Raw genomic sequence first — 22,250 nt, 5'->3', positions numbered from 1 at the left:
AAATATTAATGCTGGTACATCTGATCAATAAGTTCAGCATATTTATGAGTAACAATATTTCGCTTGATTTTAAGAGTAGGAGTAATTTCTCCCGATTCTATATCAAATTCATAAGGCATTAGGGTAAATTTCTTCACCTTTTCATAGCCATTGAGGTCTTTTTGTAAATCGGTAATAATCTGAGTATACAGATTTCTGATTTTCTCATTCTCTACAAGCTCTTTATGGTTTTTATAAGTGATATTTTGCTTCTGAGCGTATTGCTCTAATGCCTCAAAATTAGGGCTAATAATCGCAGTAACGAATGGTTTACCCTCCGCTATCAGCATCACTTGAGCGATAAGATTATTCTTGCAAAGGAGATTCTCAATAGGCTGTGGAGCAATATATTTACCGTTGGAAGTTTTCATTAAATCCTTAATTCTATCGGTGATATAAAGGTTTCCTGTCTCGGAAATATAACCAGCATCCCCCGTACGGAGCCATCCATCTTCAGTAAATACTTTGGCTGTTTCCTCTGGCTGTTTGTAATAGCCTTTCATTACGCCTGTACCTTTTACAAGGATTTCATTATTCTCTCCTATCTTTACTTGGCATTCCATAGGCTCGCCAGCACTGCCGTGCTCGTATTGAGTAAAAGGGAAGCAGGTTACTGTTGCCGTAGTTTCAGTCATACCATAGCCCACGGTAATATGCAAGCCCATAGCATCAAAGAATTTGGAGATTTCCGCATCAAGAGAGGCTCCACCACAAGGGGAAAACCATAGTTTGCCACCGAGTTTGTTTTTAATCTTGCCGAAAACCAGCGTATTTGCCAAAACATTCTTTAACTTTAAGCTGAAAGGAACGGACTTTTGCAATCTTTTAAGCTCAGCTACACGGCTACCGACAGACATAGACCAAAAAAATATCTTTTTCTTCAACGGAGAACCAGAAACGACCAGCTCATTAATTCCGTTATAAATTTTTTGATAGAATCTTGGGACTACGCACATCATTGTAGGCTTCACCTCTGGAAGTGTATGAGCAATGAGCTTTGGGTTTTCTAAAAAGCTAACTTTTGCACCAAACGAGAGAACGAGAAGCGTCCAACTTCTCTCGAAGACATGGCTTAAGGGCAAGAATGCCAGCGAATGCTCTCTTTCAAAGTTTTTAAACTTGAAATACTTCATATGGGCATCAAAGGCTTTGGTCAAATTGCCGTGAGTAAGCATTACGCCTTTGGGAGTACCTGTAGTTCCAGAAGTATAAATAATCGTAGCTAAGTCATCATCAGTTCTCGGGATGATATCAAGGGTTTCATCTGCATCTAAGATAAAATCTTCGAGGTATTGGCTGTATTCTTTCTTAATCCAAACCAATTTTTTAGCAACGATAATCTGACGAAGCGTAGGGCAGTTCGGAAGTAAATTATAACAGACATCATAATGCTCTTGCGCTCCTGCAAGGATGATTTTTACCTCTGCATCATTAATGATATACTGAGTTTGCTCGGTATTATTGGTTGCATAGATGGGAATGGTAACCGCTCCGAGAGCCATTACAGCAAGGTCAAAGGTAATCCACTCCGCAGAGTTATCGGAATAAATCGCAACTTTGTCACCAGGGGAAATACCTGCGTTTTTTAAAGCGTTTGCCGTTTTAAAAACCAGTGTACGGAACTGCTTCCAATTGATGGACTTCCATTCATCTTTCTTTTTAAATCCAATGGCAGGATTTAGTGGAAATTTTTGAACATTAGCGTTCAAGAATTCAGTAAGATTCATTTATTTTCGGTAAATGATTAAATTAAAATTCTGTTTTTGCGCATTCTAATTTATGTATTGCATAATTTAGACTTGCAACAATACGGATTTATTTTGAAGTTTTAAAACTTTGATCTGCTAAATAGTTTTCTAAGTGGAAGTCTATACTCTCTTTTACAGGGATAAAATCAAAATTTAATCTTCTTCTTATCTTTTGATTGGTGATGTTAATATTTGAGGTAACGGCATTGATATTTGCCTTATTCATCAGCTTTAATCTTGGGAAAATAAAGCCAAAAACATTTAAAAATCTCGCTGCATTAAGGAGTTTATCGGAAAGGATTTTCGTTTTCCCCAGTCCTAATCTCTGCCGTATTTGGTTTCCTACTTCCTCATAGGATTTATTCTCTGAAACGATGACAAAGCGCTCTCCAAAGGCATTTTCATCCATTAATTGAACGGCAATTTGGGCTACATCTCTCACATCTACGAAGGCTGTGCCGCCAGAGAATGTATATTTAGAAGTTTTGAAAAGCAAAGCACTACTTCGTCCCCAGTTCCCACTGCCAATTATCACACCTGGGTTTAGAATAATGGTATTCAGTCCCTCTGCACTTGCGCGCCATACTTCCATTTCTGCGAAGTGCTTGGATTTTGCATAGGCAGAATGCGCTATTTTAGGATTAAAATCAGATTCTTCATCCAAGTAGCCCTGCTCATTAAGCCCATCTAATACCGCAATAGAACTGATGAAAAGAAACTTTTTAATCTGAAAATCCTCACAGGCGTAGAGCAGGTTTTTAGTCCCCGAAATATTGGTATGATAGATTCCCTTCTTTTCAGAGGGGTTAAAACTTACCTTTCCAGCACAGTGGTAGACCTCTTCTACTCCGTGTAGTGCGGTAGAAATTGAGTCTATATCATCAAAATCGATATCTACCCAGTCTATTGTATTAAAATATTCTTCGGGGGTGTCTGTATAGAAGCGGAAGGAGTGTTTCACCTCATCTAGATTACTTTCAGGGCGTTTTGTAGCCCTTACTTTTCTCCCTTTTTTAAGGAGTTGAAGTACAATTACCCTACCTAAAATGCCCGTAGCGCCTGTTACTAAAATCATAAGGCAAAAGTACGAAAAGACTCTCTAACATCTAAACCAGAAAATACTAGGATAATTGTTTTTTTCTACAAAAAAATCAGCCTTTTTTACAAATAAAAACTTATATTTGCCTGTAATTACAACAAAAAGTAAATACTATGGTACAGCTAATTTTTGAAATAACCATTTATATACTAAACTTTATTAAGGATTCTTTAGCTTAGAGTTTTAGTTTTATTAATGAAAAGATACTTCTCTCTAAAAGAAAGGAGTTTTTTGTGATTATAACAAGATTATTCTTTACGGAATACATACCATAGCAGTAGCATTATCCCAAAAATATTTATTAAATTTGCTTTCCTATTTGCAGGATTTATGTTGTATATACTTATTGTAATATTATCTTTTTCATTATTTCTTAATCTCATCCGCTCTGGAATATTAAAAAAATGGACTACGGTCTTTCGTATTTTCAGTATTGCCTTAGGAGTGAGTTTATTCACTTACTGGTTTATAGAAAAAAGTATCGACAGGCTTTTGCAAAATTCTTTATCCCTGCAAATTATCAATGAGCTCCCTCAGCCATTGGATTTTTATATTATCACGCCTGATAAGAAGGAAGGAGATTCGCTCTATACTACCGAGCATTTTGGAAATATCCGTACAGACCATTACAGACTGGACAACCTTATGATGAAAAATTCCAGCGAATACTGGATCGTAGGCTATATAGGGAAAAATATTGCCTATTTCTCAAAGCAATCGGTGCCGAATATCAATATTGACCAAGTCATCAGCATTAATAATTACACTATTGAGGACGATAGCCTTGCCGAGACCGCTAAAGAATATATAGAGTCCTACAAAGCTGAGAATATGAATAATGCCTTCTGGGTTACAATGGGGCTCCTCTTGCTGTTCCTCAATATAGGTACATTCATTAAAATAAAGTAAAACTAAATATTATGTTAAAAAAACTTGCTGCTTCCGAGTTAGTTCTAAATGAAGACGGAAGCGTTTACCATCTCAATTTGCATCCAGAAGAAATTGCCGAAAAAATCATTTTAGTAGGCGACCCAGACCGAGTAGCCAGAGTATCCAAGTACTTTGACAAAATTGAGGTCAAGAAAAACAAGCGAGAATTCTACACCCATACGGGCGTACTCCGAGGAGAGAGAATCACCGTAATGTCCACAGGTATCGGTACTGAGAATATCGATATTGTGATGAATGAGCTCGATGCATTAGTGAATATAGACCTTAAGAATAAGGAGTTTAAGGATACACATAAAGCACTTCAGCTGTTCAGACTGGGGACTTGCGGAAGTGTAAACCCAGACATACAGGTAGACAATATGCTCGTTACCCAAAATGTAGTGGGGCTCGATGGTCTCCTTCATTTCTACTCAGACTATCAGTTTGAGAATGAATTTTCCAAAAATTTCCTCGAAAAATTCCCTTACGAGCGAATAAAACCTATGCTCTACTTCTCAGATTGGGCAGAAGACATCTCCTCTTACTATGCCGATGCTAAGTATCACGGGAATACGGCAACTTTCCCTGGTTTCTACGCTCCACAAGGCAGGCAACTAAGGCTGAAAGCCGTAGATGATAAATTCCTCGAAACCCTGAATGACCTCGGCGTAAGCAACTTTGAAATGGAAACTTCCGCAATATATGGGCTTTCAAAACTCTTGGGGCATAAAGCGCTTACCGTAAATTGTGTGATAGCCAACAGACGACGAGGAGAGTTCTCCCCAGACCACCACAATTCCGAAAGAATGACCATAGAATGGGTTCTCGAGCGCTTAATTCCATAAATACAAAAACCCTTTCATTATAATAATTTAAAGATGAGGCAGCAGTCTCATCTTTTTTTCTTTATAAAAATAGTCCATTAATACCCGCTCACTTGATACCATAACCTATAAAGTAGTGATGTCAGCAGGTTTGGTAAAAAAACTGTATTTTTGTCCGCCTGATTTTACAGAGGGAAGACTTTCGTAGGGTCAGAAGGATATTTTAATATTAATTACGATGCAACAAAACAAAGGATTTGACAAAAACCAGCTCATCAACTTTATCATTTTCTCTGTCATCTTGATTGGAGGGATGTTTTACTTCCAAAACAGACAAATAAATGCAGAAAATGAAGCAAAAAACAAAACTATTACTCAAACTCAGCAGCAAGAATCTGCTCATCTGAACCTCCCAACCGATAGCACAGCAAAGGTAGAGCGCATTAATCTTAGCAATAAGGAGCTCAACCTTGAATTTTCTACTCAAGGCGGACTTCTAACCAAAGTAGAGCTGCCAGAATACAAGGCTTACAATACAAAAACCGATAATACCGACCTCCCGCTCAACCTTATTGCAGAGCATTCGGCATCTTATGGCTTTGAGTTTAAGGACGGCAACGGGAAAATCATCAGCACAAAAGATTTAATTTTTAGCCCACAGGTTAAAGGCAACGAGCTCATCCTTACGGCAAATACTGGTGGTGCAGCGATACAGTTTATCTATACCCTACTCCCGAAATATAAAGTAGATTTCAGGGTAAAGACGCAGGGACTTTCCAATATTATAAAGGCTGACAATGCAGCTTTTGTATGGGATTATAAGGTAAGAAAACAGGAAAAAGGGCGCTCACAGGAGCAGTCTCACTCCGAGTTTTCGTACGCATTTAATAATTATAAGGACTATGACTACGACGGTAGAACCGAGCTCTCTGAGGAGGATGAAACCCTGAACTGGATTGGAGTAAAACAGCAGTTCTTTGCTTCGGTTATTGAGGCGAAAAATGGTTTCACGAAATCTCAGGGGCATCAGGACATTATAGAAAAAGGGGATATCCTCAAAAAATTCCAGTATTCTGGGCAGGTACAGCTTTCTGGCGGTGAGCTCAATCAGGATTTTAGCTGGTACTTCCTCCCACTGGATTTGGATTTACTGAAATCCTACGACAAAAACTTCGATGAAATCCTCCCTCTCGGCTGGGCATTCATCGGAGGAGTCAATAGGCTGTTCTTTATCCCAGTATACAATTTTATCTCCAATTGGGGTGTCTCCGCTGGCTGGGTTATTTTCATCATTACCATCGTTGTAAAGCTCATCCTCTCCCCCATCACCTTCAAACAGCACAAACTCTCAGCGATGATGCGCGTCATCCGCCCAGAAATAGACGAGGTAAATGCCAAGTATAAGGATGCCGACCCAATGAAAAAGCAGCAGGAAATAATGAATGTCTACCGAAGAGCAGGGGTTAATCAGCTCGCAGGCTGTATCCCTGGCTTGCTTCAAATCCCGATTTTCTATGCGCTTTTCAGGTTCTTCCCCAACTTCATCGAGCTAAGGGGTAAGAGTTTCTGGTTTGCAAAAGACCTCACTGCCTACGATGATGTGCTGAAACTCCCATTTACGATTCCGTTTCTCGGCTGGGACCACATCAGCATCTTCGCCATTGCCTGTACAGCGGTTATCCTCATCTATACGACGATGACAGCAGGGCAAATGCAGCAACCAACACAAGAAGGTATGCCAAATATGAAAGTGATGATGTACATCTTCCCCGTAACCTTCTTTTTCTTCCTCAACTCCGCAGCATCAGGGCTTTCGTGGTACTATTTCGTATCTAATGCCATCAACATCATCATTATTCTCGTTATCAAATACTGGATTCTCGATGAGAAAAAAATACACACACAAATTCAAGAAAACAAAGCCAAGCCTAAAAAAGAAGGTAAATTCCAAAAGAAAATGCGCGAAATGATGGAAAAAGCTCAGGAACAACAAAGATTACAAGAACAAAAACGAAACAATAAGCGCTAAGTAGCAAGCAAATATAAGAAGCACGGAAGATTTAATTCTCCGTGCTTTTTTAGTAATTGTACTCCATTTTGATGGAGCTGTAACAAGTAAAAATATGATATATGGTTATTAATTCTAAGGTATAAAGTAAGTATGGACTATTAAATAAAATCCATTAGCTAATAGCCAACTACTGCCCACAATAATAAGTAAGCCATTCGTAGTCCCATAGGTGTTTTGTGCCGTGGTGCTTCCCTTTGTTATCGGTTTTTCTTGCGAGATTTACGATATACTTTTTAGGTGAGTTTGGAGTAATGGTTACCTCTCCTTTGGCATTGGTTTCAAGGGTCATTGTATTATCTACACTGAAATCAAAGGCGATTTTCTCATTCTTAAAAGGTTTCTTTTTGAAGAAGGCTTTGTAAGTCTGAGTACCCACTTGCGAAGCGGTATTAATCCCTATCTGGAAGTACTTTTTATCACCGATAACGATGTCTTTACCTTCATCTAAGGTACTTACGAAGGCTACGGTCTGGTAGCGGATTCTCATTCGCTTATACACCTTTTTTACCAAATGATTTACGCTAAGGGTATAGATGCCGTTTTCCTCTATTTTAAACTCGGTGGAGTAGTAGAACTCAGCTTGTTTTTTGGTTAAGACTTGCTTCTTACCCGAAGGAGAAGTCAGCACGATTTGAGCTTCATTCAAGTCCGAATACCAGTTTGCTGTAGCCACAGGTTTTTCGGTTTCATTGGGCTCTGCAAAGAATAATCTCACTTCGTGAGTACTTCCTAAACTGCCTTTGGGGCTTGTCTCTAACCAGATTGCGTGGGCACTTACCACACCAATAGCGAATACGGACAGGATAAAAGTAAAAATTGCTTTTTTCATTTTATAATTATTTGAATTTAAAACTTACCATCGGTACTCAGCTTGTACCTGAAACTTGGGTAACCCCCTTTTAATTTCTCATTAGTATAGTCGTAGAACTGAATTTTAGCATATCCTCCATTTGCTGTTTTGAGTACATATACCTCATTTCTCACTTTATACTTGCCCCCGCTTATATAGTCTACATAGAGAGAGGCTTCTTGAGAGAATGAACCTTCTTTTTCGGTTTCTACATTATTTATAACATCCCAGCCTTTTAAAGTACCTATCTGATCTACTTTATAATTTCCAATTGGAGCGGTAGAAACCAGATTCCAATTGGTAGCTTTGGTATTAATAGCTCCGCCTTTACCTTTCTTACCGGAAGTTCCGCTATTGGTTTTTATATACCACCTTTGGAGGGCTATATCCCAGCTGAGGTCATTTTCAGGATCGGCTACCTCTACGATTTCTCCTTTACCAAACGAAAAATATACCCATTTATCATATGAAGTGGCATTAAGTTTCTGAATATCCTTAGTTACGGACAATTCTTGGGGTTCATCTCTGTCATCTTGCTTGCAAGAACCTAAAAACAGTGCTCCCAGCACCATCGGAATAAAAACTTTCTTTAACATAATGATTATTTTTCTGCGAAAGTATAAAAAATTATTAGACTAATCTAACTTTTAAAATATAGAGTATATTTTTAACACTTAATAACAGGAGCTTCTATATTTTCATCTCCTAATATTTATCATAAAAAGAGGATTATATCAAGATAATTATTTACTTTCGCGACTAAATTTAAATAACGCTTTTATGAAAAAAGTAATAACATCCTTATTCATTATTGCTGCTTGGGTAGGTGCAAATGCACAGTGGACGCCTACTACAGCCTCAGAAAAAACAAAAAAAAGCTCCACTGATGATGTAAAATATTACAAACTGGACATTAACCAGATAAGAAAGGAACTCAATAATGCGCAACAGGCAGGGAAATCTTCCACACCTACGATTATTAATGTCCCAACGATAGATGGTAAGATTGAAAGGTTTGCTGTATACAGCCTCCCAGTGGTTGAAGAATCTTTTGCTAAGAGATATCAGCTTGGGTCCTATACAGGAGTGGGCATTGATGACCCTTCAGCGTATATTCGTTTCAGTGTAGCGCCTAATGACTTCCAATCTATGCTTTATAGAAATGGGAAGTATCAGTTCATCGAGCCTACGGATAGAGCCCAGTCCATATACAGAGTATTCTATAAAACCAAGAAAACAGCTGATGGGAAAGCATTTGAATGCCTTACACACGACCATTACGATATTGACAAGCTAGAATCCAACCGCGATTTCTCTAAATCGGTAACCGATTTTAGCAGAACCTCTGACCGAAAATTCAGAAACTACAGACTTGCCGTTTCCGTAACAGGTGAATATACCCAGTACTTCGGAGGGGTGCCACAGGCAGCTGCTGCGATTAATGCAACAATAACCCGTGTAAATGGAGTATTTGAAAAGGATTTTGCGGTACACCTTACCGTACAGGATCTCCCTCAGATTATCTTTACTGACCCTAAAACCGACCCTTATGATGATGCAAGTATAGGAGCAAAAGGTACTTGGAATCTACAGCTCCAGCGAACCCTTACCAAAGAAGTAGGCAATGATAATTATGATGTAGGTCACCTCTTTGGACGAAGCGGTGGTGGCGGTAATGCAGGTGATATAGGTAATGCCTGCCGAAACCCAAAAGATAATAATGATAAATCATCCAAAGGCTCTGGCTATACATCTCCAAATGTAGGAGGTCCAGAGGGAGATGCTTTTGATATTGACTTCGTAGCACACGAACTGGGGCACCAGCTTGGGGCAAACCATACTTTTGCTATCCGCTATGAAGGTACCCCTGTACAGGTAGAGCCTGGCTCTGGCTCTACGATTATGGGATATGCTGGTATTACTTCTGCGGATGTTCAAGATCATTCAGATGCTTATTTCAATGGGGCGAGTATTCAGCAGGTTCAGAATTATATTACCTCTCAAACCTGTGGTACTATTACCAATATTACCAATACCCCACCGGTAATAGATCCTCTCACGAATTATTCCATCCCGAAAGGGACTCCTTTTGTCCTAACAGCAAAGGCAACCGACGCAGAGGATAACGATAGACTTACCTACACTTGGGAGCAAGCAGATACGATGTCTCAAACAGTAACGACCGTAGTCGGAGATTATAAATACGGTCCTAAGTTCCGCTCGCTTTCCCCTACTACCAATCCTACAAGGTATTTCCCTAAACTTTCAAGCGTATTGGAAGGCAAGCTCGTTAATGAACAAGAATGGGAGGCAGTATCCAACATTGCAAGAGAGCTTAATTTCAATGTAACGGTAAGGGATAATAGCCCAAATGTACAAGAGCAACAGACGGCTACTGCTAAAATGAAAGTTACCGTAACCAATGACGGACCTTTCAGCATTATCAATAAAAAGGTATTTAATAATACGATTACAGACATTACTTGGGATACCGCTAAAACAGAAGCCGCTCCCTATAATGTAGCCAATGTAAAAGTAGATTATTCCATAGATGGAGGAAATACTTGGACGGTTCTCTCTGAATCTACTCCAAACGATGGTGGAGAAAAATATGATTTCAAAACCTTAGCAGATGATGCTGTGCTTTATGTAAGAATCTCTGCTATTGATAATATCTTCTATACCGTTAAAAAATTCAGCATTAGCAAAGCGGTAGAATGTGATGGCTCCCCAGTATTAGACCTCAATACTTCAAATATTACAATAAATGAAGCTACTGTAAGCTGGGAAGGTGTAGTAAATGCAGATAAATACAGCCTCAGATACAAGAAAACTTCTGATACGGATTGGACTACAGTAGAGGTGAATAGCACAAGCCACCATCTTACCAACCTTGAAGAAAATGTAGAGTATGAATTAGGCGTAGCATCCGTGTGCTCTGGTACAGTGGGCACTTATGCAGAAACTACATTCCAGACGAAAAAACTGGAATACTGCCCAAGCGAATCTAAAAACGCTGCCGATGGACATATCATTAATGTAACCGTAACCAACCACCAAGGCACTAAGGTATCAAACGATTCTCAAGGTAAGCCTTACTCTGACTTTACCGAAGAGCCAGAAGCCTACATTACATTAGAAAAAGGTAGCGAAAACAACAGAATAGATGTTACCAAAGGCTGGAGAGCTACCAAATACAATGAAGGGGTAAGCGCTTGGATAGACTTCAACAGAGACGGTATATTTGATGACAGCGAGAAGATTCTCTCCTCAGCGCCAAGCAAAACTAACCCTGCATACAGAACCTTCGATGTGCCTAATAACGCCTATACTGGTGATAAGCCTGTAAGGCTCCGCGTAATCTTGAAATATGGCGAAACACCTAAGAGTGGTTGCGAGACAGGGTTCAACTATGGTGAAGTGGAAGATTATTCCGTATTCATTAAAGAGAATCTTGCAGTAAATGATGTACAGGCTAAGGCTCATCAGATCGTACTGTATCCTAACCCTGCTACCGATGTCCTCAACCTCTCTAAGGCATCAGCAAATGCTACCTACGAGATTTATAGCACTGCTGGTAATCTCGTGCAAAAAGGTAAAGTAGTAGATGCGAAAATCTCTATCACAAGCCTTCCTCAGGGAGTTTATATCATCAGTGTTAATGACAACGGTAGTTCCCAAAAACTTAAGTTTATTAAGAAGCCGTAGCACCGCAGCCGGTGAGGCTCTTATTTTATAATTATAAACAAAAAGCACGGAGATTCAGTCTCCGTGCTTTTTGCTTAGCAACTAGCTTCTGGCTATTAGCTAATAGCTATTAGCCAAAAGCTAGCATATTACATTATTGTTAATAAAACCCTATTAAAATTATCAAGTTTGCACTATTTTTGAGGTTTCACCTGGTTCGGAAGTGGGTGTTGGGTGGTCCCGAAGTGCCTGCAACCACCTCAGAACGGGGTAAAGGGTGGTCCCGAAGTGGCTGCAACTGGCTTTTGGCTTATAAGTAATTGCCTCCCGTGCTAACGGGTGCTCCCCACTCCCACTGAGTGGGGTGCTCTTAGTAAGAATCGTATCACCTGCAAGGTGTAAAGGGTTAAATTTACTATAATTTTTTGTGGAGAATGGGGTATTCAGCTACATTTGTAGCCTATTTAATTTAAAATATTTTCAAAATGAAAAGAATTTTTATAGCATCTGCATTATTGGCAGGCTTAAACTTGGCTTTTGCACAGCAAAGTGCAGATAAAAATCAGGGTAATGACCTGATGACTTGGTATCATAAAGACATTAAAACCGCGAATGTCTATGGTGTGAATACACAAGGGGCGTACAGCTTCTTAGAGTCCAAAGGGCTGAAGCCTACGCCTATTGTCGTGGGTGTGCTAGACAGCGGTGTGGAGGTAGACCACCCAGGGCTCATCAAAAATATGTGGATAAACACAAAGGAAATCCCTAATAATGGAATTGATGACGATAAAAACGGCTATGTAGATGATATACACGGCTGGAACTTTATGGGAAGTAGCAAAGGAGATGTAGATGTGGATAATATGGAGGTAACCCGAGTGGTAAGGCAGTATAAACCTCTATTTGAAAGCGAAAACTCAGCAAAAAACAAGGCGAACCAAGCCAAAATGCCCGAAGAGTTTGAAATGTATATGAAATCCAAAAAAATCTACGACGAAAAAAGCGTAGAAAGCAGGAGATATACCGCATTCTTCACCAAGCTGAAAGAGACCATCCCTACGATGATTAAGCTATTAAAAGGTAAAAACCTCTCTCAGGAAGTGCTTTCAAAAATTACTCCTACTCAGCCAGACGAAGCCATTGCATTGGATTTTCTTTCAAGGCTGGGACAAGACCCAGAGCTGAAGGGCGCTACTCCAGATAAGGTAAAAGACTATATGGATAATATGGTGAAAGAAGCGCTTGACCACTATGAGCCTTCCTCAAAACAGTATGACCTTGACTTTGATACCAGAGCAGAGCTCGTAGGCGATGATTATAACAACTACAACCAAAAACACTACGGAAATAACCACTACGAAGGTCCAGATGCCTTACACGGAACCCATGTGGCGGGGATTATTGCAGGCTACCCTCAGGGAGGCGAAGTGCAGTACGGAGTTGCTTCCAAAGTAGCGAAGATTATGACCGTAAGAGCCGTTCCAGACGGAGACGAGAGAGATAAAGATGTAGCTAATGCCATTAGATATGCCGTAGATAACGGAGCGAAAATCCTCAATATGTCTTTCGGAAAGCCCGTTTCCCCTGGTAAAAAACAAGTATGGGAAGCCCTTAAATATGCCGAAAGCAAAGGCGTACTCCTCGTAAAAGCCGCAGGAAACGAAAACGAAGACATAGAAGTATATGAATACTTCCCTACGAACTTCAAGAAAACATCTGATACCAAACCTTTCGTATCTAATATGATTGTAGTGGGAGCGAGCACCAATAGAAATGATGACTTAAAAGCGAGCTTCTCTAACTATAACAAGAAAATGGTGAATGTATTCGCACCAGGTGAGCAGATTTATTCTACCGTACCCGACGGCAAATACCAATACCTGCAAGGGACTTCTATGGCATCACCTGTAGTGGCAGGAGCAGCGGCATTGCTTTGGTCTTATATGCCAAGCCTCAGCCCACAGCAGATTATAGAATCTCTGGTGAAGACGAGTAATAAATCCAAGTCCGAAACAGGGCTTGCTGCACCCAACAATACTTTTGAAAACATCTCCGAAGCAGGAGGCGTAATAGATGTAGCAAAAGCGGCTGAATATGCCTACACCCATTTCTATAAAGACAGCAAAAAGGGAAGGTCTAAAAGAAAATAAAAATCTAAACCCTCCCAATAAACAAGAAAGCGACTGATATATCAGTCGCTTTCTTCATTTTAAAATTTCAAGTTATGATAAAACTTCTTTTACTTTATTTGCTGCTTCTTCAAGTGTAATAGCAGAGTGTACATTTAATCCAGATTCATCAATAATCTTCTTCGCTTCTTCTGCATTTGTACCTTGAAGTCTTACGATAATCGGCACAGGGATATTTCCCATTGCTTTATAAGCATCTACCACCCCTTGTGCTACTCTATCGCATCTCACAATACCTCCAAAGATATTGATTAAAATCGCTTTTACATTAGGGTCTCTAAGGATAATTCCAAAAGCGGTCTGTACCCTTTGAGCATCGGCGGTACCACCTACATCAAGGAAGTTTGCAGGGTTACCTCCTGAGAGCTTAATAATATCCATAGTTGCCATTGCAAGACCGGCACCATTTACCATACAAGCTACATTACCATCGAGCTTCACAAAGTTAAGCCCTGCCTCGCCAGCTTCTACATCCATTGGGTCTTCTTCTCTCTTGTCTCTAAGCTCTGCAAGGTCTTTATGACGGTAAAGGGAGTTATCATCTAATGTAACTTTTGCATCTACTGCAATAATTCTATCGTCTGATGTTTTTAAAACAGGGTTAATCTCAAATAGAGAAGCATCAATACCGATATACGCATTGTAAAGAGCAGAGATAAATTTCACGAACTCTTTGAAAGCATTGCCAGAAAGCCCAAGGTTAAAAGCGATTTTTCTCGCTTGGAAGCCTTGCAAACCAAGCTGAGGGTCTACTACCTCCTTATGAATAAGGTGAGGGGTAACCTCTGCTACATGCTCAATATCCATACCTCCTTCTGTGGAATATACAATGGTATTTTTACCTAATGCTCTATCTAAAAGTACGGAAACATAGAATTCTTTTGGTTCAGAATCACCTGGATAATACACATCTTCTGCGACCAAAACAGCGTTAACTAATTTACCTTCTGCGGAAGTTTGAGGGGTAACCAAACGCATACCTATAATATTCTGTGCGTTTTCTTTTAGTTTATCCATATTAGGTGAGAATTTTACTCCCCCTCCTTTTCCTCTACCTCCAGCGTGAACCTGTGCTTTTACAACCCAGCCTTGAGTTCCTGTTTCTGCGGTTAATTTTTCAGCGGCAGATACTGCTTCATCTACATTATTTGCCAAAATGCCTCGTTGCACTGCAACGCCATACTTTGATAAAATCTCTTTAGATTGATACTCGTGAAGATTCATAATATACTATATTTATTTTCTTTTTGAAAGTGCTCACAAATTTAAAAAAAAGTGATAAATGGGCAACAATAGATTTAAAATAAATTTTCTTTTTACAGAAAGCTGCTCTACAAGCCATCTTTTATAAACATTAATGAAAAAAGTTAAATCAAACGAATTACTGTTTAAATATCTAAACACACAGATAAAATATTATTAATATCAATAGAAATACTCTATCAGGCGTTATAATTCTATAAATAAATCTTACCTTTGCCTGCGCTTTAAAATTAAAAAATATGATTTTTATCATATAAATAAATATTTATTCATTACAAATAAAGCATATTTTTGCCTCAAAATTTTTACAATGAAAAAGATATTTTTTAGTTTAGTATTAGGAGTTTTAACACTAACTTCTTGCAGTAGAGATGAAGATTTACCACTTCCAACCCCTGTCCCTACAGGTGCAAAAGAAGCAACATTAGATGCTAGTAAAAAAAATGTTTGGAAATATTTCTCTTTCAGTAAAGGAACTGAGGTTACAGTAACAGATCCGGATAATGACCTTAATTGGGATATAGCTTTTCAAAGACTTTATGTTAAAACAAATAGTGGCTTTTCAGGAAAAGGGAAAGGAGGTGTTGTTAAAACCGATGGAAAAGATTTCAGTGCATTGAAACAAGCACCTACTTCAGGTTTCTTAGCAGATGATAAAAAAGAGACTGTAGAAATAGGCTACCCTCCACAAACTGTGGAACTTTCTTATAATAGTGCAATCTCTGGCGGAAATGGTGATCAAGGTCAAGTAAATGGCTTTGCATCTTTTTACCCTTCATTAGCACAACAAGGTAAAACACCTTATATTACACATAAGTGGGTTTATGTAGTAAAAACTGCTGATGGTAAAAAATTTGTAAAACTTCAAGTTACAGATTATGTTAATGAGAAAAACCAGGGTGGTTATCCTAAGTTTACATACCAAGTTTCTAACGATGGTAAGTTCTAATAGAATGGAATGTTAATCTCATCATTTAATAACTTTTAATCTAAAATAGAGTTACTGTAGTATTATGGTAATTCTATTTTGGTTTTTAACACTAATTACCATAGAAATAGTAATGTTAAAATTAAAAATTTCAACAGCCTTAGTTATTGTACTCATCAGTGTTCCTCTCTTTGGGCAAAGGAAAACCGAGAAAAAAAAAGATAGTATAAAAGATATACAGGAAGTAGTGGTAACCGCTACTCGCTCTCTAAAAAAGCTAAAAGATGTACCTATACCCGTACAAGTCATTACCTCTGATGAAATAAAAAAGTCTCAATCCAAAGACTTTCAGTCTTTCTTAGAGAATGAGTTTTCTGGAATCAATTTTACTTATGACGGAGGTATGCCCAATATCAATATGATGGGCTTCGGAGGAAAATACATCCTATTCCTTGTGGATGGGCAAAGGCTTGCTGGTGAAACCTTTGATAACATAGACTACGACAGAATAGACCTTGATAACATCGAGCGGATAGAAATCATAAAAGGGGCATCTTCCTCTCTTTACGGCTCTAATGCTATTGGTGGGGTTATTAATATCATTACCAAAAATTCTCAAAGCCCATTAGACATCACCGCTGGGTATTTATATGATACCAGTATTAACCATAAAATCAACTTCTCCGCAGGTACAAAACAAAAGTGGGGAAGTTTCAGCGTTTCCTCTTTCTACAAAATGAGAGAGCCCTATATCATAAGAGGGACAGAACCAGTAATAGATAACAGCGGCGTAGCCAAATACCCTGAGATAAATGTAGCAGGTTTTACCAATTATGCCATCAATCCCAAGCTACAGTTTAATATCAGTCCGAAAATAGACCTCACCCTTACCCCTGGCTACTATTATAGCGAGAGAAATAGAGGAGATAACGACAGTAAAAAAATAAGAGATAAGTACTATAACTATACAGGAGGTCTCAAAGCCAATTTTAAACTCACAGAAGATAAAAACCTTAGCATCAGCGGAGCTTTTGACAGGTATGATAAATTCAAATACTACAGACTCCTCAAACAAAAAGAGAAAGATTACGAAAACCAGATTGTTCGCAGCACAGCAGAATACAACCAAACTCTCTTTGGTAAGCATACCTTAGTAGCAGGTGGTGAAGTCTTGGCTGACAGGCTTCTCAGTTTTAGATTTAATGACTCGGGAAGTGCCGAGAAAAAACAAGCCGAGACCTACACTCTCTTTACTCAGCAAGATTGGGTGCTTAGCCCTTCATTTACTCTTGTAACGGGTGCCAGACTCGACCATCATTCCCTTTTCAAAAACTTTTTCACTTTCCGACTCTCAGGAATGTATAAGCTCGATAATCTGATGACCCTGCGAGGAGGATATTCGGGTGGCTTCCGCTCCCCTACTCTGAAAGAGCTTTACACCAACTGGTTCCACCCTTGGGGCGGAGGCTTCCAAATAATGGGCAATAAAAACCTCAAACCCGAAACCAGCGATAACTACACCGTATCTGTAGATTTTAACCTCAACAAGAAGCTGAATCTTACTTTTATGACTCAGTACTCGAGCATCAAGAATAAAATTTCCAATAAATGGACAGCGAATAACGACACAATACGATATGTAAATTTCAGTGGGCGCTCAGACATCATCGGCTCAGAGGTCTCTGCCACCTACAGACCCAACAAACACTTTAAGTTTGGAACTTCCTACTCCTATTACAGCATAGGACAGAGGAGAATCACAGAAATTCGCCCGCATACCCTTACCTTTAAGGCAGAATACAGCGCTCACAAGCTCTATATTCCTGATGTACTCATCAGCGGGAAGTACATCTCTGGCAGTACCTTTGCCGAGAAAGATAGTGCTGGGAATATCACAACCTACTGGTACAGCCCCTACTCCCTCTGGTGGCTGAAGCTCTCCTCCCAGCTACCGCTCAACTTCTCGGTAGTAGCAGGCGTTAGCAATTTGTTTAATTATAAAACACCTACTGCTGATTTCTACTCACCCATTAGCCCGGGAAGGACCTATTATTTAGGGGTAAGATGGAACTTCAATATGAAGAAAAAAGAGAATGATGATACCTTGTAGGCAAGGCGTAGGAAACAGTCCTACAGGTGGAGGAAACAGTCCTACAAGTGGAGGAAACAGTCCTACAAGTGGAGGAGATTTGCAAGATGGATATTAAGAAAAAATAGAGAGAGATAGCCTTAGATGCTACAGTATTTATTAAAATAAAAAACTTATATATAATGAAAAACAAGAAGAAAATTCTGTTAGCGGTCTTTGTTGCCGTTTTACTCAGTGCCTGCTGGTTCGTTTGGAGCAAATGGGCTTCGCCTACGCGTATTGCTCTTGTAAATTTCCCGAACTATCAGGTATCAAACATTGCCCTTTCCAATTCGGACAGCTTCATCAAGTTTGTAGATGTTCCTCTTGAGGAAATTGATAAACTCGATGGTTATGACTTTGTCCTCACTTGGGGAATGGGTTTGAGAATTAATGATGAGCAGAGAGAAACTTTCCTCAAAATTGCAGAGAAAGTCCCTACACACTTTATCTCCGTAACCTCACCAGAGAATGATATTACGAGCCTCTCGGAAACTCAGCTGGAGGAAGTAGATGCATACTTAAACTCTGCCAATAAAAAGAACTATCAGAACTTTGCAAGATATGTCCGCACTAAAATCAATGGTAAAAAGCTCTTTGCTACCGCTCCAGAAAAGCCCGCTAAGAGTATAGGCGATGCCTTTTTCTATCTGGGAGAAGACAACCACTTCCCTACATTAAAAGACTTTGAAGCATTTCTTAAAAAAGAGAAAATCTATAAGGAAGGCAAGCCAAAAGTGGCGTTCATTACGGGAATCCACGACCCATTTTCTGGGAATCGGCAGCATATAGACAGTATTATCGTATCCTTAGAAAAATCAGGTCTTAATGTTTATCCTTTCGCATCTTTTGGAAAGAGGATAGATTTTCTAAAAGAGATAAACCCAGATGCCGTTATCTATATGCCACACGGAAGGGTGCAGATGATGGATCCAGAGGTTACCGTAGAATATCTAAAAGAGAAAAATATCCCACTCTTTACACCGATATCCATCATTCAATTAGAAGAAGAATGGAAGAAAAACCCAATGGGAATGTTCGGTGGCTTTATGGGGCAAACCATTGTAATGCCCGAGCTGGACGGTGCCCTTTACCCTTATGCGCTCATAGCTCAAGAGAAAAGCAAAGACGGTTTCTATATGTTTAAGGCAATGCCCGAAAGGCTTAAAACCTTTACACAAGTAGTGAATAACTATCTCCGCTTGAAAGAAAAACAAAACGCTGAGAAGAAGGTAGCCATCTACTACTTCAAAGGTTATGGAGAAAATCCTCTTGTAGCACAGGGACTTGAGACCAATGCCTCACTCTACAACTTCCTGAAAAGGCTAAAAGCTGAAGGCTATACCGTAGATGACCTCCCAGCTACAGAAGAGGAGTTTGAGAAAGTCCTCAACCTGAAAGGGAATATCTTCCTCTCTAGTGCGCAAGGAGCATTTGACGAATATGTGAAAAACGGAGACCCAGAGCTGATAGAAACTACTCAGTACGAAAAATGGCTAAAAGGAGCTCTCTCCAAAGACCTCTACAAAAAAGTAATGGAGAAAAATGGTGCTGCTCCTTACTCCTATATGGGCGTAACAAAAGATGGGAAGAACTATCTCGCAGTATCAAGGGTGAAGTTTGGAAATGTAGTGATCCTCCCTCAACCTCCTGCGGGTATTAGCTCGGATGACCAGTTCAAAGTAGCTCACGGTGCTAAAGAAATCCCTCCTCACGCTTATATCGGAACTTATCTTTGGACTCAGCACGGTTTCAAAGCAGATGCTATGATACACTTTGGAACCCACGGTTCATTGGAATTTACTCCACATAAACAGGTGGCTCTCGACGGAGATGATTGGGGAGATATCTGCATAGGTGCCGTACCTCACTTCTACTACTATACCATTGCCAATGTAGGAGAGAGTATTATGGCTAAACGCCGTACTTATGCGAGTTTAGTGTCTTACCTCAACCCTGCATTTACCGAGAGTGATACCCGAACCGCTTTCAATAGCTTGATGGATAAAATCAACTACTATTACAAAGCAAAAGAAGAAGACCACAAGAGAGACCTCTCACTTAAAATAAAAGCCGATGCTGTAAAAATGGGCTTCCACAGAAGTTTGAGATTAGACTCCGTACTCACAAAACCTTATACAGAAGAGGAAATCGATAAATTGGAAAACTTCGCAGAGGAAATCGCGACAGAGAAAATCAACGGGCAGTTCTACACAATGGGAGAGCCTTATTCTTCAGACAAGATACAGTCCACCGTACTGGCGATGAGCACAGACCCTCTGGCATATTCCGTGGCGGCATTAGACAAACTAAGAGGAAAAGTAACCGACCAACAGCTGAAAAGGAAAGTATTCTTCACAGAAAACTACCTGAACCCAGCGAAAAATTTAGTTAACCAAATCTTAGCAGGCAAGGCTGTTACCCCAGAATTAGTAGCACAAGTAGCGGGAGTTCCCGTTTCTGAAATAGAAAAATCAAGAGAAATCCTCACCCCAAAAAGGGAAATGCCTTTCTTCCTCAAAAAATCTATGGAGAAAAAAGGCAAAGGCTCTGCAGAACTCTCCGATATAGAGAAACAACTGAAAGCAGGAAAAATCCCAGAAGGAATGCCTGAATTTGTTGCTAAAAAACTAATGGAAAAGGTAAAACGAGGAGAAAGACTCGAGCCTTACAACCCAGGAGGTAAAAGAACGGTAAAAAAAGGCGAAGCAAAAACCGAAACCAAAAAGCCTGAAATACCAAAAGAAGTAAAAGAAAAAGCAATAGCTGTACTCGACATAGAAAGAACCCTGAAAGCTGTTGTAGATAATAAAAAAGCGCTTCTCGAAAGCCCTGAAATCGAATTCAAATCTTTTATCAATGCACTTAATGGTGGCTATACACCGCCTTCTTCAGGTGGAGATTTAGTAGCCAACCCAAGAGCCGTACCTACGGGGAGAAATATGTATTCCGTAAATGCGGAAATGACTCCGAGTGAGCTCTCTTGGGATAGAGGAGTGACCCTGGCAAAAGCAACCATAGAAGAATATAAAAAGAAACACAAAGGAGCTTATCCTAAAAAAGTGGCTTATACTTTCTGGAGCTCAGAATTTATAGAAACCGAAGGGGTATCTATCGCTCAAGCATTGTATATGCTCGGTGTAGAGCCTGTAAGAGATTCCTTTGGTAGAGTAGTAGATGTACGCCTCATTCCTTCCAAAGAATTGGGAAGACCAAGGATAGATGTGGTAATTCAAACCTCTGGTCAGTTCAGGGATTTAGCAGCTTCGCGCCTCTTCCTGCTTACCAAAGCGGTAGAAATGGCTGCTAATGCCAAAGACGATGAATTTGATAACCAAGTAAGTGCAGGTACAATAGAAATAGAAAAACAACTGGTAAAAGCAGGAGTACCACCTAAGCGCGCAAGAGAAATGTCTAACTACAGAATCTTTGGTGGGCAGCAAGGCAGATACGATACAGGTACAAAAGAGATGATGCTTTCTGGTGATAAATGGGAATCTACACAAGATATTGCCAAAACTTACATCCACAATATGGGAGCACTCTACGGCTCAGAAAAAGAATGGAGCCAGCACGAAGAAGGTATGTTCCGTGCTGCACTGAGCAATACCGATGTACTCATCCAGCCAAGACAGAATAACACTTGGGGAGCGCTAAGCCTTGACCATGTATTTGAATTTATGGGAGGGATGAATGCTGCTATTAAAGATGTAACAGGCAAAGACCCCGATGCCTACCTTGCAGACTACCGAAACCATAAGAATATGAGAATGCAGGAGCTGAAAGAGGCCGTAGGTGTAGAAGCACAGGCAACCATCTTCAATCCGAAATACATCAAAGAAATGATGAAAGGAAAAAGCTCCAGCGCTGGACAAATTGCAGAAATTGCAACCAATATGTTCGGCTGGGAAGCTACACGACCAGAGGTAGTAGATGATGCAATGTGGGAAGAGCTCTACCAAACCTATGTAGAAGATAAGCATAACCTCGGTATAAAGGATTTCATCCATCAGAAGAACAGTGCTTCACTGCAAACCGTAACTGCCGTAATGCTCGAAGCTACACGAAAAGGTATGTGGAAAGCCGATGCAGGAAAAATTGCTAAACTGGCAATGATGCATAACGACCTTGTGAAAGAAAATGGAGCCGAGTCTTCTGACTTCTCTGCAAAAAATGTAAAACTTCAGAACTATATCGCTAAAAAGCTCCCAGAAGCACAGGCAACCGAATACAAAGGATCTCTTGAAAAGATGAAGTCCGGTACTACACAGGTGAAAGACGGAAAAGTCCTGAAAAAAGAAGAGAACAATACAGAACAATTAAAAGAAAAAGTCTCTCTCAATGGGCTCTTCATCGGTGGAGGTATCTTAATTGTCTTTATCGCTCTGCTCATCTACTTCAAGAAAAAAAGAAAATCCGACTAATCTTTAATTCGCAGTTTAGGGTATCTCAATATCCTAAACTGCTTTTATATTATTAAGAATATCAAAGTAA

General features: G+C 39.7%; 13 protein-coding genes. 8 read left to right on the top strand and 5 right to left on the bottom strand.

Features of this window, described 5'->3' with window-relative positions; genetic code table 11:
- Window positions 1-5 precede the first annotated feature (5 nt).
- Together D8991_RS02830 and D8991_RS02825 are read right to left on the bottom strand one after the other, a co-directional pair.
- Window positions 6-1,766 carry an AMP-dependent synthetase/ligase gene (locus D8991_RS02830; protein WP_120488675.1) on the bottom strand — a complete coding sequence of 587 codons (1,761 nt, stop codon included), beginning with the start codon at window positions 1,764-1,766 and terminating at the stop codon, window positions 6-8.
- Between the two features lie 88 nt (window positions 1,767-1,854).
- The gene (locus tag D8991_RS02825; RefSeq protein WP_120488674.1) at window positions 1,855-2,862 is read right to left on the bottom strand and encodes an NAD-dependent epimerase/dehydratase family protein; all 1,008 of its coding nucleotides are present in this window, start codon (window positions 2,860-2,862) and stop codon (window positions 1,855-1,857) included.
- Between the two features lie 354 nt (window positions 2,863-3,216).
- Between D8991_RS02825 and D8991_RS02820 the strand changes: the two genes are divergently transcribed.
- The 3 genes from D8991_RS02820 to yidC all read left to right on the top strand — a co-directional run bounded on the left by D8991_RS02820 (window position 3,217) and on the right by yidC (window position 6,669).
- Window positions 3,217-3,795, top strand: coding sequence for a hypothetical protein (locus tag D8991_RS02820; protein ID WP_120488673.1), 579 nt, complete (start codon window positions 3,217-3,219; stop codon window positions 3,793-3,795).
- Between the two features lie 11 nt (window positions 3,796-3,806).
- A complete protein-coding gene (locus tag D8991_RS02815; RefSeq protein ID WP_120488672.1) occupies window positions 3,807-4,661 on the top strand; it encodes a nucleoside phosphorylase in 855 nt (284 codons plus the stop codon).
- A 217-nt stretch (window positions 4,662-4,878) separates the two neighbouring features.
- Entirely contained in the window at window positions 4,879-6,669 is a 1,791-nt protein-coding gene (gene yidC, locus D8991_RS02810; RefSeq protein WP_120488671.1) for a membrane protein insertase YidC, read from the top strand.
- 169 nt (window positions 6,670-6,838) lie between these two features.
- On the opposite strand, the gene D8991_RS02805 is transcribed toward yidC, so the two are convergent.
- Both D8991_RS02805 and D8991_RS02800 read right to left on the bottom strand, forming a co-directional pair.
- The gene (locus tag D8991_RS02805; RefSeq protein WP_120488670.1) at window positions 6,839-7,540 is read right to left on the bottom strand and encodes a hypothetical protein; all 702 of its coding nucleotides are present in this window, start codon (window positions 7,538-7,540) and stop codon (window positions 6,839-6,841) included.
- 17 nt (window positions 7,541-7,557) lie between these two features.
- Entirely contained in the window at window positions 7,558-8,157 is a 600-nt protein-coding gene (locus D8991_RS02800; RefSeq protein WP_120488669.1) for an HmuY family protein, read from the bottom strand.
- Between the two features lie 184 nt (window positions 8,158-8,341).
- Here D8991_RS02800 and D8991_RS02795 point away from each other — a divergent pair, with 184 nt between their 5' ends.
- Together D8991_RS02795 and D8991_RS02790 are read left to right on the top strand one after the other, a co-directional pair.
- Window positions 8,342-11,269 carry a reprolysin-like metallopeptidase gene (locus tag D8991_RS02795; protein WP_120488668.1) on the top strand — a complete coding sequence of 976 codons (2,928 nt, stop codon included), beginning with the start codon at window positions 8,342-8,344 and terminating at the stop codon, window positions 11,267-11,269.
- Window positions 11,270-11,733: 464 nt separating this feature from the next.
- Window positions 11,734-13,398: a S8 family serine peptidase gene (locus tag D8991_RS02790; RefSeq protein ID WP_120488667.1), complete on the top strand. Its 1,665-nt coding sequence runs from the start codon at window positions 11,734-11,736 to the stop codon at window positions 13,396-13,398.
- Between the two features lie 72 nt (window positions 13,399-13,470).
- Here the strand turns inward: D8991_RS02790 and sucC are convergent, their stop codons facing one another.
- Entirely contained in the window at window positions 13,471-14,661 is a 1,191-nt protein-coding gene (gene sucC / locus D8991_RS02785; protein WP_120488666.1) for an ADP-forming succinate--CoA ligase subunit beta, read from the bottom strand.
- Window positions 14,662-15,010: 349 nt separating this feature from the next.
- Here sucC and D8991_RS02780 point away from each other — a divergent pair, with 349 nt between their 5' ends.
- The 3 genes from D8991_RS02780 (at window position 15,011) to D8991_RS02770 (ending at window position 22,180) form a co-directional block, all read left to right on the top strand.
- Window positions 15,011-15,649, top strand: a complete 639-nt coding sequence (locus tag D8991_RS02780) for an HmuY family protein (RefSeq protein ID WP_120488665.1) — start codon at window positions 15,011-15,013, stop codon at window positions 15,647-15,649.
- 112 nt (window positions 15,650-15,761) lie between these two features.
- Entirely contained in the window at window positions 15,762-17,738 is a 1,977-nt protein-coding gene (locus D8991_RS02775) for a TonB-dependent receptor plug domain-containing protein (protein ID WP_120488664.1), read from the top strand.
- A gap of 161 nt (window positions 17,739-17,899) precedes the next feature.
- The gene (locus D8991_RS02770; protein WP_120488663.1) at window positions 17,900-22,180 is read left to right on the top strand and encodes a cobaltochelatase subunit CobN; all 4,281 of its coding nucleotides are present in this window, start codon (window positions 17,900-17,902) and stop codon (window positions 22,178-22,180) included.
- The last annotated feature ends 70 nt before the right edge of the window (window positions 22,181-22,250 follow it).

It is taken from the genome of Bergeyella cardium, assembly GCF_003614945.1.
Classification (GTDB): Bacteria; Bacteroidota; Bacteroidia; order Flavobacteriales; family Weeksellaceae; genus Bergeyella_A; species Bergeyella_A cardium.
This window is presented reverse-complemented; position numbering and strand designations above follow the sequence as displayed.

Bases quoted from the DNA above. Each gene is read 5' to 3' on its own strand.
- D8991_RS02830 (WP_120488675.1), bottom strand. From the start codon at position 1,766: ATGAATCTTACTGAATTCTTGAACGCTAATGTTCAAAAATTTCCACTA.
- D8991_RS02825 (WP_120488674.1), bottom strand. From the start codon at position 2,862: ATGATTTTAGTAACAGGCGCTACGGGCATTTTAGGTAGGGTAATTGTA.
- D8991_RS02820 (WP_120488673.1), top strand. From the start codon at position 3,217: ATGTTGTATATACTTATTGTAATATTATCTTTTTCATTATTTCTTAAT.
- D8991_RS02815 (WP_120488672.1), top strand. From the start codon at position 3,807: ATGTTAAAAAAACTTGCTGCTTCCGAGTTAGTTCTAAATGAAGACGGA.
- yidC (WP_120488671.1), top strand. From the start codon at position 4,879: ATGCAACAAAACAAAGGATTTGACAAAAACCAGCTCATCAACTTTATC.
- D8991_RS02805 (WP_120488670.1), bottom strand. From the start codon at position 7,540: ATGAAAAAAGCAATTTTTACTTTTATCCTGTCCGTATTCGCTATTGGT.
- D8991_RS02800 (WP_120488669.1), bottom strand. From the start codon at position 8,157: ATGTTAAAGAAAGTTTTTATTCCGATGGTGCTGGGAGCACTGTTTTTA.
- D8991_RS02795 (WP_120488668.1), top strand. From the start codon at position 8,342: ATGAAAAAAGTAATAACATCCTTATTCATTATTGCTGCTTGGGTAGGT.
- D8991_RS02790 (WP_120488667.1), top strand. From the start codon at position 11,734: ATGAAAAGAATTTTTATAGCATCTGCATTATTGGCAGGCTTAAACTTG.
- sucC (WP_120488666.1), bottom strand. From the start codon at position 14,661: ATGAATCTTCACGAGTATCAATCTAAAGAGATTTTATCAAAGTATGGC.
- D8991_RS02780 (WP_120488665.1), top strand. From the start codon at position 15,011: ATGAAAAAGATATTTTTTAGTTTAGTATTAGGAGTTTTAACACTAACT.
- D8991_RS02775 (WP_120488664.1), top strand. From the start codon at position 15,762: ATGTTAAAATTAAAAATTTCAACAGCCTTAGTTATTGTACTCATCAGT.
- D8991_RS02770 (WP_120488663.1), top strand. From the start codon at position 17,900: ATGAAAAACAAGAAGAAAATTCTGTTAGCGGTCTTTGTTGCCGTTTTA.